Annotated in this window: 22 protein-coding genes; 10 read left to right on the top strand and 12 right to left on the bottom strand. The window is 58.1% G+C overall.

Annotation, left to right across the window (positions count from 1 at the left end; genetic code table 11):
* Window positions 1-26: 26 nt before the first annotated feature.
* Entirely contained in the window at window positions 27-191 is a 165-nt protein-coding gene (locus AC2FH2_RS06230) for a YdcH family protein (protein WP_142635414.1), read from the top strand.
* Here the strand turns inward: AC2FH2_RS06230 and yddG are convergent.
* The 11 genes from yddG to AC2FH2_RS06175 form a co-directional block, all read right to left on the bottom strand.
* Window positions 188-1,054, bottom strand: a complete 867-nt coding sequence (gene yddG / locus AC2FH2_RS06225; protein ID WP_496712178.1) for an aromatic amino acid exporter YddG — start codon at window positions 1,052-1,054, stop codon at window positions 188-190. The genes AC2FH2_RS06230 and yddG overlap by 4 nt on opposite strands.
* Window positions 1,051-1,998, bottom strand: coding sequence for a transcriptional regulator GcvA (locus tag AC2FH2_RS06220; RefSeq protein WP_142635418.1), 948 nt, complete (start codon window positions 1,996-1,998; stop codon window positions 1,051-1,053). The genes yddG and AC2FH2_RS06220 overlap by 4 nt, the downstream gene beginning before the upstream one ends.
* A 301-nt stretch (window positions 1,999-2,299) precedes the next feature.
* Window positions 2,300-3,022, bottom strand: coding sequence for an acetoacetyl-CoA reductase (gene phbB / locus AC2FH2_RS06215; RefSeq protein ID WP_271948478.1), 723 nt, complete (start codon window positions 3,020-3,022; stop codon window positions 2,300-2,302).
* 113 nt (window positions 3,023-3,135) lie between these two features.
* Window positions 3,136-3,522 (bottom strand): hypothetical protein, encoded by a 387-nt coding sequence (locus tag AC2FH2_RS06210; protein ID WP_496823153.1) that lies wholly within the window; start codon window positions 3,520-3,522, stop codon window positions 3,136-3,138.
* Window positions 3,523-3,529: 7 nt separating this feature from the next.
* Entirely contained in the window at window positions 3,530-4,705 is a 1,176-nt protein-coding gene (locus tag AC2FH2_RS06205; RefSeq protein WP_496823152.1) for an acetyl-CoA C-acetyltransferase, read from the bottom strand.
* Window positions 4,706-4,884: 179 nt separating this feature from the next.
* Window positions 4,885-5,718, bottom strand: coding sequence for an EAL domain-containing protein (locus AC2FH2_RS06200; protein ID WP_271948473.1), 834 nt, complete (start codon window positions 5,716-5,718; stop codon window positions 4,885-4,887).
* A gap of 85 nt (window positions 5,719-5,803) precedes the next feature.
* Window positions 5,804-5,992, bottom strand: coding sequence for a hypothetical protein (locus tag AC2FH2_RS06195; RefSeq protein ID WP_142635428.1), 189 nt, complete (start codon window positions 5,990-5,992; stop codon window positions 5,804-5,806).
* Between the two features lie 88 nt (window positions 5,993-6,080).
* Window positions 6,081-7,052, bottom strand: a complete 972-nt coding sequence (locus tag AC2FH2_RS06190) for a sterol desaturase family protein (protein ID WP_142635430.1) — start codon at window positions 7,050-7,052, stop codon at window positions 6,081-6,083.
* Window positions 7,049-7,435, bottom strand: coding sequence for a hypothetical protein (locus tag AC2FH2_RS06185; RefSeq protein WP_281995234.1), 387 nt, complete (start codon window positions 7,433-7,435; stop codon window positions 7,049-7,051). The genes AC2FH2_RS06190 and AC2FH2_RS06185 overlap by 4 nt, the downstream gene beginning before the upstream one ends.
* Before the next feature lie 117 nt (window positions 7,436-7,552).
* Complete coding sequence (locus tag AC2FH2_RS06180) at window positions 7,553-7,918, bottom strand: dihydrodipicolinate reductase (RefSeq protein ID WP_496712172.1); 366 nt, start codon at window positions 7,916-7,918, stop codon at window positions 7,553-7,555.
* 66 nt (window positions 7,919-7,984) lie between these two features.
* Window positions 7,985-8,551 (bottom strand): TlpA disulfide reductase family protein, encoded by a 567-nt coding sequence (locus AC2FH2_RS06175; RefSeq protein WP_496712170.1) that lies wholly within the window; start codon window positions 8,549-8,551, stop codon window positions 7,985-7,987.
* A 21-nt stretch (window positions 8,552-8,572) separates the two neighbouring features.
* On the opposite strand from AC2FH2_RS06175, the gene argH reads away from it, so the two are divergent.
* The 5 genes from argH to AC2FH2_RS06150 all read left to right on the top strand — a co-directional run bounded on the left by argH (window position 8,573) and on the right by AC2FH2_RS06150 (window position 14,287).
* The gene (argH, locus tag AC2FH2_RS06170) at window positions 8,573-9,961 is read left to right on the top strand and encodes an argininosuccinate lyase (protein WP_496823151.1); all 1,389 of its coding nucleotides are present in this window, start codon (window positions 8,573-8,575) and stop codon (window positions 9,959-9,961) included.
* On the top strand, window positions 9,961-10,143 hold the full coding sequence (locus tag AC2FH2_RS06165; protein WP_142635440.1) for an argininosuccinate lyase: 183 nt from the start codon (window positions 9,961-9,963) through the stop codon (window positions 10,141-10,143). The genes argH and AC2FH2_RS06165 overlap by 1 nt, the downstream gene beginning before the upstream one ends.
* 82 nt (window positions 10,144-10,225) lie before the next feature.
* Window positions 10,226-10,381, top strand: a complete 156-nt coding sequence (locus tag AC2FH2_RS06160) for a hypothetical protein (protein WP_185956656.1) — start codon at window positions 10,226-10,228, stop codon at window positions 10,379-10,381.
* A gap of 65 nt (window positions 10,382-10,446) precedes the next feature.
* A complete protein-coding gene (lysA, locus tag AC2FH2_RS06155) occupies window positions 10,447-11,712 on the top strand; it encodes a diaminopimelate decarboxylase (protein ID WP_496823150.1) in 1,266 nt (421 codons plus the stop codon).
* Between the two features lie 37 nt (window positions 11,713-11,749).
* Entirely contained in the window at window positions 11,750-14,287 is a 2,538-nt protein-coding gene (locus tag AC2FH2_RS06150; RefSeq protein ID WP_496823149.1) for a TIGR02302 family protein, read from the top strand.
* On the opposite strand, the gene AC2FH2_RS06145 is transcribed toward AC2FH2_RS06150, so the two are convergent.
* Entirely contained in the window at window positions 14,288-15,022 is a 735-nt protein-coding gene (locus tag AC2FH2_RS06145; RefSeq protein ID WP_496823148.1) for a zinc-ribbon domain-containing protein, read from the bottom strand.
* 182 nt (window positions 15,023-15,204) lie between these two features.
* Here AC2FH2_RS06145 and AC2FH2_RS06140 point away from each other — a divergent pair, with 182 nt between their 5' ends.
* Genes AC2FH2_RS06140 through AC2FH2_RS06125 form a run of 4 tightly spaced genes read left to right on the top strand, consistent with a single transcriptional unit; the run spans window position 15,205 to window position 18,113 of the window.
* Window positions 15,205-15,882, top strand: a complete 678-nt coding sequence (locus AC2FH2_RS06140; RefSeq protein WP_142635446.1) for a cell division ATP-binding protein FtsE — start codon at window positions 15,205-15,207, stop codon at window positions 15,880-15,882.
* A complete protein-coding gene (locus tag AC2FH2_RS06135; protein ID WP_496823147.1) occupies window positions 15,879-16,781 on the top strand; it encodes a cell division protein FtsX in 903 nt (300 codons plus the stop codon). The genes AC2FH2_RS06140 and AC2FH2_RS06135 overlap by 4 nt, the downstream gene beginning before the upstream one ends.
* The gene (locus AC2FH2_RS06130; RefSeq protein ID WP_496693568.1) at window positions 16,781-17,521 is read left to right on the top strand and encodes a lysophospholipid acyltransferase family protein; all 741 of its coding nucleotides are present in this window, start codon (window positions 16,781-16,783) and stop codon (window positions 17,519-17,521) included. Before AC2FH2_RS06135 ends, AC2FH2_RS06130 begins: the two co-directional genes overlap by 1 nt.
* The gene (locus AC2FH2_RS06125; RefSeq protein WP_281995226.1) at window positions 17,508-18,113 is read left to right on the top strand and encodes a pyridoxamine 5'-phosphate oxidase family protein; all 606 of its coding nucleotides are present in this window, start codon (window positions 17,508-17,510) and stop codon (window positions 18,111-18,113) included. The genes AC2FH2_RS06130 and AC2FH2_RS06125 overlap by 14 nt, the downstream gene beginning before the upstream one ends.
* The last annotated feature ends 49 nt before the right edge of the window (window positions 18,114-18,162 follow it).

Raw genomic sequence — 18,162 nt, 5'->3', positions numbered from 1 at the left:
AGAGACACCAATGAAGGAGTATCGCCATGAGCGTGAGCGCACATCTGACGGAACTGAAGAAGAAGCACGAAACTCTCGGTCTCGAAGTAGAACAAGCCCAGCGCGCGCCAGGCATCGACGATCTCCATATCGCTCAACTCAAGAAACAGAAGCTAAGGCTTAAGGAAGAGATAGAGCGACTTTCCAGTTAACTTTTAAGGCTGGCGCGCGCGGCGATGGCCGCGCCGCCGGTGACCAGGACGGCTGCGATTGCCAGGCCCCAGGATGGGGCTGCGATCCCGGCAACCACCAAAACGACGGTAGACAACAGGGGCGCTGCATAAGACGCGGTGCCAAGAATCTGAATGTCGCCTTGTTTGACCCCGATATCCCAGACATAGAACGCCAGACCAACAGGCCCCAGCCCAAGTGCCGCGATCGAGGCCCAGCCAAAGGCCGTGTCCGGCCAAACGGTTTCTTCGATGGCTAGATGCAGACCACCCGAGGCGATGGCGGTAAAGATGCAGAACACAGCGACAGAGCTTGTGGGCGTATCCCCAAGACGACGGGACATAACGGAATAGCCCGACCAGGTCAGAGCACACAGCAGCGCCAGCCCGTAACCGGGTAGGTGGCTGGCCTGAAATCCTGCGCCACCACCCCCGGCGATGATCACAGCGGCCCCAGCAAAGCCCAGGCAGGCTCCGATCAGGTGCCCTGCACGCAGATGCTCGCCCGGTAGCAAGCCTGAGAACAGCACAATCAGCAGCGGCCAGAGATAGGCGATCAGCCCGGCCTCGGCCGCAGGGGCCATGCGCAGAGCCGAGAAATAGAGCGCGTGATAGCCAAACAACCCGATGGTGCCGAACAGATAGGTGGTCCAACGCACGGTCCGCAGCTGCCCCAGCCCGCCATTGGCCCAGGTCCAGATCAGCCCCAGCGTCCCCCCGATCGAGAAACAGATCGTATTCAGCAAAAGCGCAGGAACGGGGGCTGAGCCGACGGTGAACAGGGCCAGAAGGGACCAGAGTAAAACGGCGACAAAACCGATAGTAGTGGCGCGGTTTCGGGTCATGCGGCTGACAGGTCCTCGACTGGAATGATGTCGAACTCATCGGATATATGTGCGGTCTTTTCAATCTCGGCCAGAAACCAATCCCGAAACGCCGCAATCTGAGGGCGGTTCTCGGCCCCCGAGAGGCACAGGAAGCGAAAGCGCCCCTTTGTTTCGATGGCGGTCTTGAAAGGTGCGACCAGCGTGCCTTCGGTCAGATCTTTCAGGATCATGGCCCGGCGGCCAAGCGCGACGCCAACGCCCGCAACAGCCGCGTCAATTGCGTGATCGGCGTTCGAAAACTCGGCACCATGGGTCGGGGTATGTGCGATGCCCACGGCCCTGAACCAGGCGGGCCAATCACTGGGTGGGGTCAGAAAGCGGATCGAGGCGTCATGGATCAACGGTGCATCCCGCAGGCTTTCCGGCGTGGTGAACTGGCGGGCGAGCTCGGGCGTCATGACCGGCGTCAGCCATTCCCGGCGCACTGGCACGGAATACAGCCCCTTATCCGCACCTTCGCCAAATCGGATGGCCACATCCACATCATCCCGTTCAAGGTCGATGATGCGTAACGTGGCCGAGAATTTCAGATCTATTTCGGGATGTGCGCGGGCAAATTCGTACAGGCGGGGCGCCAGCCATTTGGCCGTCAGGGCAGGGCCCGCTGTGACGGTCAGGCTAGTGTCGTCACCCTGTCTGCTCACGGCGCGCCATGCGGCTTGTAACGTGGCAAATCCATCCGCGGCGCCCGGGGCCAGGGTGCGCCCAGCCTCTGTCAGCTCCACCGCGCGGTTCAGGCGGTGAAACAGAGGGCGGCCCAAATGCTCCTCAAGGGATTTGATCTGAAAGGACAGGGCCGCAGGCGTTACATGCAGCTCTGCCGCGGCTTTGGCAAAAGACATGTGCCGGGCGGCGGCATCAAAGGCACGCAAAGCGGTCAAGGGCGGCAGGTAGTCGCTCATAGTATAGAAATTCTTAACTGAATGTTCAAAAAAGCTCGTTTGCGGCTTTGTCAACTAGAGTTCATATTGCTCATAAGTCAAGGAAAACTGTTTTGAACTGAGAGGCTGCCATGATTGAGATGACAACAAATCCAGCTGCACAATCGGCGATTCTGCGCGCGCATGAGGCGCGGGGCAAAGCGGTTCTGAATGTGTTGAAGTGGATTTTCGGTTCCCGCTGATCGCAGCGCGCGCGGTCTTACGGGATAAAAGAAGGGCCGGTTCTGCTTAGAACCGGCCCGCTTGCATTTTGGCAGCCAACTTAGGCGAAGAACTGAGCACCATTGGCCGAGATGGTCGATCCGTTGATGAATTGCGAGTCTTCAGAGGCCAGGAAAGCAACGCAGCGTGCGATCTCTTCCGGTTCGCCCAGTCGGCCCGCCGGAATCTGGCTGATAATGGAATCACGAACCTTCTCGGGGACAGCCATGACCATTTCGGTTGCGATATAGCCAGGGCAGATAGCGTTGGCGGTGATGCCCGCGCGCGCGCCTTCCTGCGCCAGCGACTTCACGATTCCCAGATCGCCCGCCTTGGTGGCGGCATAGTTCACCTGAGCGAACTGACCCTTTTGACCGTTGATCGAGCTGATGACGATGACACGGCCAAACTTGCGCTCACGCATGCCAGGCCAAACCGGGTGAACGGTGTTGAATACGCCGGTCAGGTTGGTGTCGATCACCTGATGCCACTGCTCGGGTGTCATTTTGTGGAATGGGGCGTCCTTGGTGATGCCGGCATTGGCAACAACGATGTCGATCGGGCCAATCTCGGCTTCGACCTTTTCGATGCCCGCTTTGGATTCGTCATAATCCGCAACGTTCCATTTGTAGGTGGCGATTCCGGTCTCGTCGGTGAAATTCGCGGCGGCTTCGTCGTTCCCCGCGTAGGTGGCTGCAACATTGTACCCTTCGGCCTTAAGCGCCTTGGAAATTGCTGCGCCAATGCCGCGGGAACCGCCGGTGACGAGTGCTGTTCGTGCCATTTAGGAATCCTCCAATTTAAGTCGTCTTGGTAATGCTGTTACTATTCCGAACCAGCCAGCGCAACAATATTGCGCAGGCAAGTTGCCGCAGCGCTGGGGTTTTTGGTTTCGCCTCAGGGTAGTGTGAGGCCACGATCTTTACCCAATGCACGGCAATAGTCGATCCAGTCCTTATTTTCGTTCAGCAGAGCCAAATTGCCAAAGCGAACGTGCCATGTCTCGGACAATCGAACCTGCGCGGACTGGATGTGTTTGTAGGGGTTCTTAATGCCTTCCATTGCGGCCTGATCACGAGCTTCCACAACGAATAACGCCGCGCTGGCAAGCGCGGCGTCTGTGGTTGTTTGGTCCTTGTTCCGGCGTGCTCTCAGCTCGGCCAGCTCTGTAAAGATGACGCTGCACTCCGTCAGGCTGGTCGAAAGCGGTTGACGGTTCTGTGCGTCTGCGACCCCTGCAAAGCAAATCACAAGGGCCGAAATAAGAGTGGGCCGAGAAGGCATTGTTAGATCAGTCGCGCTCGACACATAGGGCAACGCCCATGCCGCCACCGATGCACAGAGTCGCCAGACCTTTTTTCGCGTCCCGCCGCTTCATTTCGAACAACAGAGTGTTCAGAACGCGGCAGCCCGAGGCGCCGATCGGGTGACCGATGGCAATGGCGCCGCCATTGACGTTCACGATGGACGGGTCCCAGCCCATGTCTTTGTTCACGGCACAGGCTTGTGCGGCAAAGGCTTCGTTGGCTTCGATCAGATCCAGATCGTCAACCGACCAGCCCGCCTTTTCCAGCGCCTTGCGCGAGGCATAGATCGGGCCGACGCCCATAATCGACGGGTCGAGACCAGCGGTAGCATAAGATGCAATCCGCGCCAGAGGCTCAATCCCGCGCTTTTCGGCATTTGCTGCCGACATCAGTAGGGTCGCAGCCGCGCCGTCATTCAGGCCCGAGGCATTGGCGGCGGTGACCGATCCGTCCTTAGCAAAAGCCGGGCGCAGTTTGGCCATGGCTTCCATGGTTGCGCCATGGCGGATGTATTCGTCTTTGTCCATCACGATGTCACCCTTGCGGGTCTTGATGGTAAAGGGGGTGATCTCATCGGCGAATTTGCCTGCCTTCTGCGCAGCTTCGGCCTTGTTCTGGCTTGCGACGGCGAATTCATCCTGCATATCGCGGCTGATCTGCCACTTTTCAGCAACGTTTTCGGCGGTTTGACCCATGTGATACCCGTTGAACGCATCCCACAGTCCATCGCGGATCATTGTGTCGATATACTTCATGTCGCCCATCTTTTGTCCGGCGCGCAGAGCGGCGGCATGGGGCGACAGGGTCATGTTCTCTTGTCCGCCAGCAGCGACGATATCAGCATCGCCCAGTTGGATATGCTGTGCGCCCAGTGCCACGGCGCGCAGGCCGGATCCGCAGACCTGGTTGATGCCCCAGGCCGCGCTTTCTTGCGGCAGACCGGCGTTGATATGTGCCTGACGCGCCGGGTTCTGACCCTGGGCTGCGGTCAGAACCTGACCCAAAATTGTCTCGCTGACTTCGCCTTTATCGATTCCGGCGCGTTCGACAACGGCTTCAAGAACGGCTGTGCCCAAATCATGGGCTGCGGTGTTCGCAAACGAACCACCAAAGCTGCCGACGCCTGTACGTGCGGCGGATGCGATAACTACATTGGTCATTATGATCAGTCCTTTACCGTCATGGTCCGGCGGAATGTCTGACGGCGCAGGTCGAGAGGTTCCCCCCGCAACAAGAGCGCCCCGTAATCCCCCGCTCAAGTATCACTGCAATAGCGCAATGCTGCATTTGCAGCAACGGGCAGCTTGTCTCAGGACCCAAGGTCCCTAGTTTTTTGGGGTTAACCCGCCGATTTCTGTTCGTTTTCCGTTTTCCAGGGCGCAGAAACCGTAGGTGCGCCGAACAGAAATCCTTGCAGACAATCGACGCCATTGGCCACCAAAAACTCAGCATCCGCCTTGGTTTCGACCGATTCGGCCGTGACCAGAATCTCAAATTCCCTTGCTACTGCGATCAGGGCACGAACCAGCGCCTGATTATCCGGGTTTTCACTGATGCCGCGGATGAACTGGCCATCAATCTTGGCGGCATCAAAAAGAAACTCGCGGAAATGGCGGAAGCAGAAATTGCTGGCCCCAAAATCATCCAGCGCAAATGCAACGCCACGTGGTTGCAACCGGTCCATGAAATCGACCACGAGTTCCGGCACGGTCATGGCCGAACTTTCGGAAATTTCAAGGATCAGCCTTTCACCGATACTGGCATCTTTTTTCATGAACCGGTCAAGAACACGCGACCAACGTCCATATCCGATCGACCGTGCGGACATATTGATCGACATGCGGATGTCCGGGGTGCGTGCCAATGTGCGCAGGCCCATTTCAAGCGCGATGCAGTCCAATTCGCGGCCAATCGGGGTGTTTTCAAGCTGAGGCATAAACTCGCGTGCCGGGATGACACGACCGGTTTCGTCCAGCACCCGGATGAAGCCCTCGTAGAAGGCGATACCATGTGGCGCGTTAGCCTGCATGACCGGTTGAAAGGCCAGTTTGCACTGTTTGTGTTTGACAGCATCCGTAGCCATCTGGATCGTTGAGTTGTCGCGCGACAGCACAGCCGCGTTTAACGGGCTGTCTGATCCTTCGGGTAAATCTGCCAGTTTCCTGTCCCGCATGATCGAAATCGCTTCCCTACCGTCGTCGGTCAGGATCCAATTTCAGGGCAAAGATGTGAATCTGCGGTTAATGGAAATGAAAATGTCAGCGGGCTGCGTCCAGAACACGTCCCAGAGATCTCGCGGCACCAATAACTGAACCCGTAAAACCCAGCACCATCATGGCCAGTCCAAACGCGATCAGCGTTGCGGTCCCGGCGGCCAGCGCTGTCAGCATTGCGAGAAGCAGGCCTATCAGACCTAAAACTGTGGAAAATGTTGTCCAACGGGTCATGATAATCTCCGGTCACTCGTAATGCACATCGTTTGGATATGTGCAGGCTGAGCCAATTTTCAAGAAAATCAGCACGTGACCGGCGGATTCAAGCTTGTTTTGCTTCGGATTTGTGCGTTTCGGTCTCAAAATGCTCAAATCCGGGCGTCCCTCGATCCCTGGGGTTGCGTGAGATATGCTTGGCTTTGATCTGCTCCGAGCTATCCCGGCTGCCGTCATGGCTGTAACCGGGTGGGGCAAAGCAATAGGCCAACCGCTGGCGCAAAGTTAGCCCCGATTGCGTGGCATCCTGCCAGATTCCGACCCATTCGTGAAAAGCGACGCGCAACGGGTTGAAGGTTCCGATATTGTGAACCAAACCATAGTCGACCTTGTCATCGACCTGCTCTGGCACAAAGGTGCCGAACATCTTGTCCCAGATGATGAACACGCCGGCATAGTTGCAATCCAGATAGCGCGCGTTGCGGCCATGATGGGCGCGGTGGTGGCTGGGGGTGTTCATAACCGCCTCGAACCAGCGGGGCATCTTGCCGATGGCCTCGGTGTGAATCCAGAACTGATAGATCAGGTTCAGACCGCCGACAAACAGAACCATTGCCGGATGAAACCCCAGCAGGATCAGCGGCGCGCGCACGACCATCATGAAGGTGAATGTATAAGTCCAGGTCTGACGCAACGCTGTGGTCAGGTTGTAATGCTGAGAGCTATGATGGTTCACATGGCTGGCCCAGACCCAACGGATGCGATGCCCGAACCGATGCACCCAATAGTAACGCAAATCGTCCAGCAAAAAGCACAGGACAATCACCGGGATCGAGGTGCCCAGGTTCAGCGGAGTAATCTGCCACAACCACATAAAGAACCCGTAGGCGATGAAACCGAGCAGAAACCCCGAGGCAATATTGCCCGCGCCCATGATCAGCGAGGTGACCGCATCCCGCGTTTCATAGCGCCCGCCCCGGCCTTTGAAAGCGATCCAGACGAACTCGGCCAGAATTGCGGCAATAAAGAACGGGACTGCCCATTGCACGGCATCGGGAAAGGAAATCTGGTCGGTCATGCGGGCTCCATCAGGTGTCGCCAGTGGGCGCGTTCGATGTCATCGAGGTGGATGCGGGTTGAGGGGGTTCCGAAATCATGAAACTGAACTTCGAATCCGTCCGGATGCTCGATCCAGTCATAATCCTGCAGGTGGCGGGCCACGGTATCCGCGCCGAACGACCACAAAAGGCCCGAACCGGTTGTGGTTCGGATCAGCGCGGAACGTTGGTCATGCGCTACGGTTACATCTGCGATCACGTCATCTGGGAAATGGCGCGACCATTGCGCGCGCGCCAGATCAAGTGTCAGGGCAAACTGCCGCGAACGGCCAGTCAGATGCAGCAGAATAGTAATTCCGCCTATCCCCCCGATGACCAGAACTAACAATATCTCCAGCGGCATGACTTCCTCCTGACCCACAAACTGCAAAGCGGAGGCTTGGCTGTCAAAGGTGGCGTCGCGTAAGCTGAAATTCGACCTGAAGCACCGGTTGGGGATCACGCTACCCGTGCAAAGAGGTCAGTTGGAAATCGTATAGGTCCCCCCGGAATCACCCTTGCCCTTGTTGCGGGTAAAGGTCACCTGGTTCCCTTCAATCGTTACTTTCTGGCAATCCTGCGGGATCTGATTTCCGCCAACAACAAGCGTTCGGCACCAAAAACGTTTGTTCCAGATCCACGCGCCCGAGAATTTGACCTTGTCGCTGGTTTGTCCGGAAATCTTCCCGTCGGGTGAAATAAGCACCCAAGTGCCTCCATCTACCAGTTTTTTACCAGCGACAGCATTCTGAAAATCTTGCTTTTTCTTGATGTCTTTGGCCTCGGCAATCAATGCCGAGCCCAAAACCAGACAGGCAGCAGTGGCCAGAGTGAATAGGTTTTTCATAAAGAAAGCCTCCTCGTTACAACAACGGGGAGGCTATCATAAATTCAGGACTTCAGGAAAACGACCTTAGCTTTCTTCCGCGACCAGTGCCGCAATGATCGCCTTGGCACTGTCTGAATTCCACTCGGCATCCCCGATCAGGCGGGCGACTTCATTGCCATCGGGGTCAAGAATGACCGTGATTGGCAGGGCAATGACACCGAACTCACGTGCCACGGCCGAGCCCGGATCTTGATGGCGCGGCAGGTTCTCGATGTTGTTTTCCTCGAAAAACTTCTTGATCCCCGCGGGTGAGTTGCGCCCGGTGGCCAATGTCAGGACTTCGAATTTTTCACCCCCGAATTCCGCCTGCAACTCGGCGATCTGAGGCATTTCCTTTCGGCACGGTGCGCACCATGTGGCCCAAAAGTTCAGCAGAACGTATTTGCCCTGATAATCCGCAAGCGTTGCGGTGCCACCATCATCTTCCAACTGAAATTCGACCAAGGTGTGCGGTTTGGGCTCTTTGTGCAGGATCAACCGCTTCAGGGTGCCTTCGCGCAGCGGACCCAGAGTTTCCGCATCTGTGGCCAAAGCCGCGTTTGCACCTAGCGCAAGGGCCATATAAAGGGGGATCAGACGAAATAGGCGCATATCAACTCCGGGTTTTCTTACATGACCGATCAATCTTCGAACCAGATGTGGGGCGGCCGCTTTGCCGCCGGTCCAGACGCGATCATGGAGGCAATCAATGCCTCGATCGGGTTCGATCAGCGGATGGCAGCCCAGGACATTGCAGGCTCGCGCGCCCATGCCGCCATGTTGGCTGCCACGGGCGTTATAACTGATAGTGATGCTGAGGCCATTCGGGAAGGGCTGCTCACCGTATTGTCAGAAATCCAGAACGGCGCGTTTCAGTTCTCGACAGCTCTGGAAGACATCCACATGAATGTCGAGGCGCGCCTGAAAGAGATCATTGGCGAACCTGCGGGCCGTTTGCACACAGGACGGTCGCGCAATGATCAGGTGGCGACCGATTTCAAATTGTGGGTGCGTGATCAGTTCGATGCCGCCGATGCCGGTCTGCTGGCCCTAATCCGCGCGCTTTTGGCGCAGGCAGAGGCCGGGGCGGACTGGGTCATGCCGGGCTTTACCCATCTGCAAACCGCCCAGCCTGTAACCTGGGGTCATCATATGATGGCTTATGTCGAAATGTTCGGGCGTGATCTGTCCCGCGTCCGCGATGCCCGCGCGCGGATGAACGAATCCCCACTGGGGGCTGCCGCGCTGGCTGGAACCTCGTTCCCTATTGATCGGGTCATGACCGCCGAGGCGCTGGGCTTTGACCGTCCCGCTGCCAATTCGCTGGACGCCGTCAGTGACCGCGATTTTGCGCTGGAATTTCTGTCAACTGCTTCGATCTGTGCAATGCACCTGTCGCGCTTTGCCGAAGAACTGGTGATCTGGTCTTCTGCCCAGTTCCGCTTTGTCACCCTGTCTGACCGTTTTTCGACTGGCTCGTCTATCATGCCGCAAAAGAAGAACCCGGATGCGGCAGAACTGATCCGTGCCAAGGTCGGGCGCATTTATGGCGCCAACACCGCGCTGATGATGGTGATGAAGGGCTTGCCGCTGGCCTATTCCAAGGACATGCAGGAAGACAAGGAACAGGTTTTTGACGCTGCCGATAACTGGATGCTGGCGCTGGCAGCGATGGAAGGCATGGTCAAGGATATGACCGCCAACCGCGAAAGCCTGGCTGCGGCTGCAGGGTCGGGTTTTTCGACCGCGACTGATCTGGCCGACTGGCTGGTGCGCGTTCTGGGCCTGCCGTTCCGCGATGCCCATCACGTCACCGGATCGCTGGTTGCGATGGCCGAGAGCAAGGGCAGCGATCTGCCGGACCTGACGCTTGCGGATATGCAAACAGTGCATGCGGAGATCACCGATGACGTCTTTTCTGTCCTTACGGTGCAAAATTCGGTAAACTCGCGCCAGTCTTACGGCGGCACGGCACCGGATCAGGTGCGGGCTCAGGTCAAGCGATGGAAGGCGTTGGTGTAATGCGAATTCTGACTGCGGCTCTGTTGATGCTGGCAGGGGTAACCCTGGCCGGATGCGGTGCGGATGGCGAACCGATCCAACCAACGATGAGCGCCAATATCGGCGTCGGCACCAGCGGCGCCTATGTCGGGGGCGGCGTTGGCCTGCAACGCGGCCCCCTGAGCGTTTTTCTCGGGCGGTAGTGTTTCCCGAGTTGCAGTTTCAGCACTCAGTTCCCATTTCAGACCGATCAATGGCGCTTGGCCGTAAACCTTGGAAAAAGAAATGAATATGAAGATTTTAGGCCTGTTCTTTGGCCTCGCCATTCTTGCGGCTTGCGACCCATCCTATAAACCGCGACCCGATCCCGAACCCCAATCCGGCGGATCTGGAATTTCGATATCCGGTTATGGGCGGGTCGGCGTTTCGCATATTGAATGACGCGACACCCCTGTTTGCGTAGAATCCATTGATCCGCCGGGGCATTCTGGTCTAAGCGCGTCTTTATGGATCACTTTCTTTACCGCGACGGCGCGCTTTACGCCGAGGATGTCCCGATCTCCGAAATCGCAGCTGCGGTTGGGACACCCTTTTACGTCTATTCGACGGCGACGCTGCTGCGTCATTTCCAGCTGTTCGATGAGGCGTTGGACGGGACCGACCACCTCGTATGTTATGCGATGAAGGCCGCCAGCAATCAGGCGATCTTGAAGACGCTGGCCGAGGCAGGCGCGGGGATGGACGTTGTTTCGGGTGGGGAATACCTGCGGGCCAAAGCTGCCGGAGTGCCCGGCGATAAGATCGTGTTTTCGGGCGTTGGCAAAACAGCCGAAGAAATTCGCACTGCTCTGACCGGTGGCATTCGTCAGTTCAACGTGGAATCCGAACCCGAGATGGAGGTGATCAACGCCGTTGCGCTTGATTTGGGCGTCGTTGCTCCGATCACCGTTAGAGTAAATCCGGATGTGGACGCCAAGACCCACGCCAAAATAGCCACCGGAAAATCCGAGAATAAATTCGGCATTCCGATCGCCCGTGCGTCAGAAGTCTATGCCCAGGCTGCCAGCCTGCCCGGGCTGGAGGTCATTGGCATCGACGTCCATATCGGCTCGCAACTGACCGAGCTGGAGCCTTTCGCATTGGCCTATCAGAAGGTTGCTGAGCTGACCGAGACGCTGCGCAATGAGGGTCACAATATTCGCCGCCTTGATCTGGGTGGGGGGCTGGGCATTCCCTATGCGCGCTCGAACGACGCGCCGCCGCTGCCTTTGGAATACGGTGCGCTGATCAAAGACACTCTGGGTCATCTGGGATGCGAAATCGAAATAGAGCCGGGCCGCCTGATTGCCGGTAATGCTGGTTTGATGGTCAGCAAAGTGATCTATGTGAAATCCGGCGAGGGCCGGGATTTCCTGATCCTCGACGGTGCCATGAACGACCTGATCCGCCCGGCCATGTACGAAGCCTATCACGATATCGTACCGGTGATCGAACCCGTGCCGGGCACGGAACAGCAACCCTATGATATCGTCGGTCCGGTTTGCGAAAGCGGCGATACATTTGCCAAGCAACGGCAGATGCCGCCATTGGGTGCTGGTGATCTGGTCGCTTTTCGCAGCGCAGGGGCCTATGGCGCGGTCATGTCCAGCGAATACAACACGCGACCCCTGATACCCGAAGTTCTGGTGCACGGAGATCAATTTGCCGTAATTCGTGAACGTCCGAGCTTTGACGAAATCATAAACCGCGATACCATACCCGAGTGGCTCTGACGCAATAGGCGCGCGGGCCGGTGAACGGAGGCCCGACTTGACCGCAAGAGAAACCTTGCCGATCCCCAGATTGTCTTTGCTGCTAACGCAGGTGGGGATGCTAAGCGAGCAGGTTTGGCGGTCTTTCTGGCCGTTTTTCTCAATTTCCATGGCGCTGTTGGCCGCGCTGATGCTCGGACTACAGGACCATGTCGGGGTGGAAACCGTTTGGGCCGCGGGGTCGGCGGCGTTGATTGGGCTGTTGGTTGCACTGATCCACGGCGCGCGGCGGTTCCGTATCCCAACACGAAACGAAGCGTTGATCCGGATGGATGAGACCCTGCCAGGGCGTCCTATCCAGGCTCTGATGGATGAACAGGCCATCGGCGCGATGGATGCTGATTCTGTGGCCTTGTGGCGGGCTCATCAGGCGCGTATGGCGGAACGTGCCGCACAGGCTGCGCCGGTAAAGCCCGATCTCCGACTGGCCGACCGCGACCCCTATGCTCTGCGGTTCATAGCTTTGCTGGCGCTGGTGATTGCGGTGCTTTTCGGCTCATTTTGGCGCATAGGATCCGTGACAGAGATGACACCGGGTGCAGCCGTTGCCGGTCAGGGACCAAGTTGGGAAGGCTGGGTCGAGCCGCCACGCTATACCGGCTTGCCAACGCTTTATCTAGCGGATCAATCCGACCCGACACTTTCGGTCCCGCAAGGCAGCCGCATCACATTGCGATTCTACGGCGAGGTCGGTGCGCACAGCTTGACCGAAACCTCGACACCGCTGGGCACGGAAGCGGTCACCGACCCTGAACAGGAATTTGTCGTCGAACGTTCGGGCCGAATGACGATAGACGGGCCTTCCGGGCGCGATTGGGCGTTGGAAGTGATCGCAGATACGTCTCCGCAGATCACCGTGTCGGACGTTGCCAGATCCGAAGCGGGCGGCCAGATGAAATTGCCCTTTGCGGCCAAAGATGATTACGGTGTGATAGCAGGCTCTGCCCTGATCGAACTGGATCTGGATGCAGTTGATCGCCGCTATGGTCTGATGGCGATTCCAGAACCGCGTGAGGTGATCGAGGTTGAGTTACCGATGCCCATTACAGGCGACCGGGCCGATTTCACCGAGAATCTGATCGAGGATTTCTCACAACATCCCTGGGCGCATCTGCCAGTAAAGATCACTTTGATGGCGCGTGATGCTGCCGATCAGCAAGGGCAGTCTGAACCCTATACAACAGCGCTTCCGGCGCGTCGGTTCTTTGATCCGCTGGCGGCTGCAATCGTTGAACAGCGGCGCGATCTGCTGTGGTCACGGGACAACGCGAAACGGGTATCTCAGATTCTGCGGGCGGTATCGTATCTGCCCGAGGACCTGTTCCGCTCGGATACGGCCTATTTACGCCTGCGGGTGACACTTCGGCGGCTTGAGACATTTACCGAATACGGGTTGAAGCCGACGCAGCAGGAAGAAATCGCGGCCTCACTATGGAAGCTGGCCGTATTGATCGAGGACGGTACGCTTGCCGACGCTCTTGAGCGGATGCGCCGGGCGCAGGAGCGCCTGACGGAGGCGATGCAGAACGGGGCAAGCGACGAAGAGATCGCTGAGCTGATGCAAGAGCTGCGCGAGGCCACCCAGGACTACCTGCAACAGTTACAGCGGTTGGCAGAGCAGAACGGTGAAGAAGGTCAGCAGGGGCAAGACGGAGAATCCTTGCAGATGACGCAGGATGATCTGCAACGGATGATGGATCGAATTCAGGATCTGATGGAGCAGGGCCGTATGGCCGAGGCGCAGCAGGCGCTGGAGGAATTCCAGCAGATGATGGAGAACATGCGCGTCACGCAAGGTCAGGGTCAAGGTCAGCAATCCGAAGGCCAACAGGCGATGGAGGGTTTGGCAGAGACATTGCGCGATCAACAGGGGCTGAGCGATCAGGCTTTCCGCGATCTGCAAGAGCAGTTCAATCCCGGTGCGCAGACTGGTGAAAACCAGGGCAATCAGGGCCGCAATGGCGGTCAGGGCCGTGGTCAGAGCCACGAAGGCCAGGGCGGACAGGGGCAGGGTGCGGACCAGGCTGATGAAGGTCAGCAGGGTCAGGGTTCGCTGGCCGATCGTCAACAGGCCCTGCGCGATGAGCTGGGCCGCCAGCAACAAAACCTGCCCGGTGCCGGTACCCCGGAAGGCGAAGCCGCCCGTGATGCGCTTGGGCGCGCTGGCCGCGCCATGAATGAGGCTGAGCAGGCTCTGCGGAATGACGAGCTGGCTGATGCTATCGACAACCAGTCCGAAGCGATGGATGCGCTGCGGGAAGGGATGCGCTCGTTAGGTGAGGCCTTGGCCCAGAACCAGCAGAATCAACCAGGTCAAGGCAGCCAGGAAGGCGATATGCAGGCCAACAACCGCGATCCACTGGGCCGCAACCCTGGGGCAAACGGGTCGATGTCAACCGATGAGAGCCTGCTGCAGGGTGAGGACGTCTATCGCCGTGCCCGCGAGTTGCTGGACGAAATTCGCCGCCGGACCGGTGAATCTGAACGTCCCGAGATTGAATTGGAATATCTCAAGCGCCTGCTTGAACGGTTCTGATCAGTTCTGAGAAGCGCCAGCCTGGGTATCCAGCCAAAGCCGGGCTTGATCCACCAAAGACACATAAGGTTTGAGAACTGCATCCGCCTGAGGAACAGCCTCACTGATTTGCGGAGCATTGCCGTAGATCAGGAACAGGATCACACCAAGTATCAAGATCAGAGCGAACCCACGCAGAAAGCCACCGGATTTGCGGGGCGCAGGCGCTGATACCTCGGGCGCATCTGCAGAGGCGTCGCCGCGGAATCCGGAATTGATCGTCTCGACATCGGGCAGGGTGTCACCTTGCCCGGAATCTTTAGCGGTTTCTGTAGCTGTCAGTTCCTTGACCGCCTGTTCGGGGTCTGGTTCCGGCTCGGAAGGTGGATCAAGAGCAAGATCAGGCTGGCTTTCAAGGCTGCTGCCTTCCTGGGCCCGCAATTCGGCTTCGCGTGCGGCTTCTTCCTTCAGAATATCGGCGACCGAAGGATCCACATTGCTGACCGGCGCACCATCCTTTGGTGGGGTTTCGGGCTCGGGCTCGGTCTGGTCGGCGGTTTTTGGCTCCGCCGGTGGAACAGCCTTATCCTCGGCAGTCGTTTCATCTGCAGGTTGCTCAACGGTTGGATCCGCCGGATGTTTGGCCTGGAACCACGTTTTCTCGCAATTCGAACACTGAACATCGCGGCCTTCCTCTGGAATGACCTCGTCTGGCACCTCGTATTGGGCACTGCAGTTGGGACAAGTAAGACGCATGCTGCCTCCGGGCCGGGGGTTGGCCTGATAATAGTTTTTTTAAGAATGATATTCCGTTAGAACCAAACAGCAAAGCGCGTTTTCGGTTTCGCGGGCCAAGTGTCACCATTTGGACCCGGTACGGGCATTGAAACCTGAACCGCGCTGGGGCAAGAAGAGCGGCACAAAAATTGGGGGCCCCCGTGATCGAGCTGGACCATGTCAGCTACACCTATGGTGGAGGTGAATTGCTGAGCGACGTATCGCTTAAGCTTCAACCGGGGTCGTTTCATTTCCTGACCGGGCCGTCCGGTGCTGGCAAAACAACCCTGCTAAAGCTCTGCTATGGCGCATTGCTGCCCACATCGGGAAGGCTGAGCGTGTTCGATCAGGATATCGCCCGCCTTAACCGCGATCAGATGGCCCTGATGCGCCGCCGGATAGGTGTGGTGCATCAGGATTGCCGGTTTCTGGATCACATGACTTTGGCCGAGAATGTCGCTTTGCCGTTGATGGTATCCGGTAAGGCGGAAATTGCCGAGCAAACAGATCTGTCAGATCTGTTAAACTGGGTCGGGCTGGGTGCGCGTCTTGACGCGCTGCCACCAGAGCTGTCAGGCGGTGAACGCCAGCGTGCGGCGCTGGCCCGTGCGGTGATGCTGTCGCCGGATGTCGTGCTGGCCGATGAGCCGACGGGCAATGTGGATTGGGAAATGTCTCAGCGCCTTTTGCGCCTGCTGGTCGAGTTGAACAAGATGGGCAAGACAGTCTTGATTGCGACCCATGATCTTAGCCTGATCCGTGCGGCGAAAAGCCAGGTGCAGGCGCGTGTTTTGCGCATCTCGCAGCGCCAAATTCAACTGGCGGGGGCGGATCTATGAACGTGGAAACCTTCCGCAACCTGTTGAAACGTGATGGTCGTACCGATCGGGTTGTTCCGCCCACTGGCTATACTGCACATCTCACACTGTTCGTGTCCGGTGCGATGGGCTTTCTTGCGGTGTTCGCGCTGGCTCTGTCATTGGCGTCGGGGCGAGTGGCAGACCGCTGGGCAAGCGAACTTGCCGGCGCTGCCACGGTGCGGATCAATGCCCCGGCCGACCAGATGGCCGCCCAGACTGAAACCGCGCTGACGGTGCTGTCGCAAACACCCGGTGTCGCCTCTGCCCGGGCGTTGACCATCGAGGAGCAGATTGCGCTGTTGTCGCCCTGGTTCGGCCCGGATTTGCCACTGGACACGCTGCCCGTGCCGCAGCTGATCGAAATTGTCGAAGGTGAGCCTGGTCTGGATGCAGCAGGATTGCGCCTGCGTCTTGGGGCCGAGGTGCCCGGAGCCGTACTGGACGACCACTCGCGCTGGCGCGAACCTTTGGTTGATGCGGCCCGCTCGCTCCGGAGGCTTGGCTGGGTCTCAATCCTTCTGATTGGCGGAGCGACCGCCGCCATGATCACATTGGCGGCCAATGCGTCGCTGGCAGCCAACGCGCAGATTATCGAGGTGCTGCGTCTTGTCGGGGCCCGGGATCGATTTATTGCCAATGCGTTTGTTCGCCGCTTCACCTACCGCGCATTTTTTGGCGCGATGGTTGGTGTGCTGTTCGGAATGACAGGTGTGTTGTTGCTGCCCGAGGCATCGTCGGACGAGGGCGGCTTTCTGACGGGCCTGGGCTTTCAGGGGGCAGGGTGGCTGTTGCCAGCCCTCATCCCGGTACTGGGTGCTGCGGTGGCCTTTCTAGCCACATGGACTGCGGCAAACCGCAAATTGAAGGAGCTTTCGTAATGGCCACTCCAATTCAATGGATCCGCTCACTGGTCTTCATGATCGTGATCTACATGTGGATGCTGGTCCTTGGCCTCGTGTTTGCTCCTTACGCCATGTTTGCAAAGCGCGGAGCGCTGCATGCATGCAAGACCTATGCGCGCACAACCATGTGGCTGGCGCGTTGGATGGTTGGTATTCGATGCGAAATTCGCGGGACTGTGCCAGTGGACGAGGTGGTCATCGGGGCCAAACACCAGTCTTTCCTCGATATCATCATGATCTTTAGCGCGATTCCTCATGGCAAGTTCATTATGAAGCGCGAATTGCTGTGGACGCCAGTCATTGGGCTTTACGCAAGCCGCCTAGGGTGCATCCCGGTCAATCGCGGCAAGAAGGGCGCCGCTGTGGCCAAGATGGTCCAGGATGTGGCGAAGGAATTTACAGAACCTGGCCAGTTGGTGATCTATCCGCAGGGCACCCGTGTCGCGCCAGGCGTTCACAAACCGTATAAGGTTGGAACTGCCGTCCTGTACGAAGGCTTGGGAATCCCTTGCGTACCTGTTGCAACAAATGCCGGAGTGTTCTGGCCCCGAAGCGGCGTGATGCGCAAACCCGGCCTTGCGATCGTCGACTTCCTTGATCCGATCGAACCCGGCGTCGAACGTGCGCGCTTTCTGGACCGATTGGAAGACGTGATCGAGACGCGCTCGAACGCTTTGATGACAGAAGTGGGGTTTGATCCTGATGCAGTTCATTGACGATATCGAAACGCTCGAGGGACATTACAGCGCACCGGGCGCCCCATCATTGCGTAAAGTAGCGCACCGGTTGACGCCTCTGTACCGGCAATGGGTCATGGCTTCGCGGCTATGCGTACTCAGTACGGTTGGGCCCGAAGGGGTCGATGGCAGCCCACGTGGCGATGATGGTCCGGTGATTCTGGAACTGGATCCAAAGACATTGGCGATGCCCGACTGGCGCGGGAACAACCGGCTGGACAGCTTGCGCAATATCGTGCGCGATCCGCGTGTGTCATTGATGTTCATGGTCCCCGGGTCGAACAATGTTGTGCGCGTCAACGGGTCGGCCCGACTGACAGCGGACCAAGACCTTCGTACCCGGTTCGAAAAACAAGGCAGGCTTCCGGCCACCGTGATCGTCATCGACATTGCAGAGGTCTACACTCAGTGTGCCCGTGCGCTGATGCGTGCGCGGACTTGGAGCAGCGGGGACGAAGCCGCCATATTGCCGACAATGGGTGAAATCCTGGCCGAAGCGTCAGACGGCGAGGAAGGTGGCACGCAATATGATGAGGCCTGGGGGCAACGCGCCGCAAAAACGATGTGGTAGCCTGTTTACTTATCAAGGTTTGGTCAAAGAATCGTCACACGGGTAAGTA

The organism is Ruegeria sp. YTSA105, from assembly GCF_059610225.1.
The sequence above is the reverse complement of the archived record's forward strand: the minus strand, read 5'-3'. Positions and strand labels throughout refer to the sequence as shown.

What these genes read in the sequence shown, in the direction of transcription:
- AC2FH2_RS06230 (WP_142635414.1), top strand. Translation starts at nt 27, where the DNA reads ATGAGCGTGAGCGCACATCTGACGGAACTGAAGAAGAAGCACGAAACT.
- yddG (WP_496712178.1), bottom strand. Translation starts at nt 1,054, where the DNA reads ATGACCCGAAACCGCGCCACTACTATCGGTTTTGTCGCCGTTTTACTC.
- AC2FH2_RS06220 (WP_142635418.1), bottom strand. Translation starts at nt 1,998, where the DNA reads ATGAGCGACTACCTGCCGCCCTTGACCGCTTTGCGTGCCTTTGATGCC.
- phbB (WP_271948478.1), bottom strand. Translation starts at nt 3,022, where the DNA reads ATGGCACGAACAGCACTCGTCACCGGCGGTTCCCGCGGCATTGGCGCA.
- AC2FH2_RS06210 (WP_496823153.1), bottom strand. Translation starts at nt 3,522, where the DNA reads ATGCCTTCTCGGCCCACTCTTATTTCGGCCCTTGTGATTTGCTTTGCA.
- AC2FH2_RS06205 (WP_496823152.1), bottom strand. Translation starts at nt 4,705, where the DNA reads ATGACCAATGTAGTTATCGCATCCGCCGCACGTACAGGCGTCGGCAGC.
- AC2FH2_RS06200 (WP_271948473.1), bottom strand. Translation starts at nt 5,718, where the DNA reads ATGCGGGACAGGAAACTGGCAGATTTACCCGAAGGATCAGACAGCCCG.
- AC2FH2_RS06195 (WP_142635428.1), bottom strand. Translation starts at nt 5,992, where the DNA reads ATGACCCGTTGGACAACATTTTCCACAGTTTTAGGTCTGATAGGCCTG.
- AC2FH2_RS06190 (WP_142635430.1), bottom strand. Translation starts at nt 7,052, where the DNA reads ATGACCGACCAGATTTCCTTTCCCGATGCCGTGCAATGGGCAGTCCCG.
- AC2FH2_RS06185 (WP_281995234.1), bottom strand. Translation starts at nt 7,435, where the DNA reads ATGCCGCTGGAGATATTGTTAGTTCTGGTCATCGGGGGGATAGGCGGA.
- AC2FH2_RS06180 (WP_496712172.1), bottom strand. Translation starts at nt 7,918, where the DNA reads ATGAAAAACCTATTCACTCTGGCCACTGCTGCCTGTCTGGTTTTGGGC.
- AC2FH2_RS06175 (WP_496712170.1), bottom strand. Translation starts at nt 8,551, where the DNA reads ATGCGCCTATTTCGTCTGATCCCCCTTTATATGGCCCTTGCGCTAGGT.
- argH (WP_496823151.1), top strand. Translation starts at nt 8,573, where the DNA reads ATGACCGATCAATCTTCGAACCAGATGTGGGGCGGCCGCTTTGCCGCC.
- AC2FH2_RS06165 (WP_142635440.1), top strand. Translation starts at nt 9,961, where the DNA reads ATGCGAATTCTGACTGCGGCTCTGTTGATGCTGGCAGGGGTAACCCTG.
- AC2FH2_RS06160 (WP_185956656.1), top strand. Translation starts at nt 10,226, where the DNA reads ATGAATATGAAGATTTTAGGCCTGTTCTTTGGCCTCGCCATTCTTGCG.
- lysA (WP_496823150.1), top strand. Translation starts at nt 10,447, where the DNA reads ATGGATCACTTTCTTTACCGCGACGGCGCGCTTTACGCCGAGGATGTC.
- AC2FH2_RS06145 (WP_496823148.1), bottom strand. Translation starts at nt 15,022, where the DNA reads ATGCGTCTTACTTGTCCCAACTGCAGTGCCCAATACGAGGTGCCAGAC.
- AC2FH2_RS06135 (WP_496823147.1), top strand. Translation starts at nt 15,879, where the DNA reads ATGAACGTGGAAACCTTCCGCAACCTGTTGAAACGTGATGGTCGTACC.
- AC2FH2_RS06130 (WP_496693568.1), top strand. Translation starts at nt 16,781, where the DNA reads ATGGCCACTCCAATTCAATGGATCCGCTCACTGGTCTTCATGATCGTG.
- AC2FH2_RS06125 (WP_281995226.1), top strand. Translation starts at nt 17,508, where the DNA reads ATGCAGTTCATTGACGATATCGAAACGCTCGAGGGACATTACAGCGCA.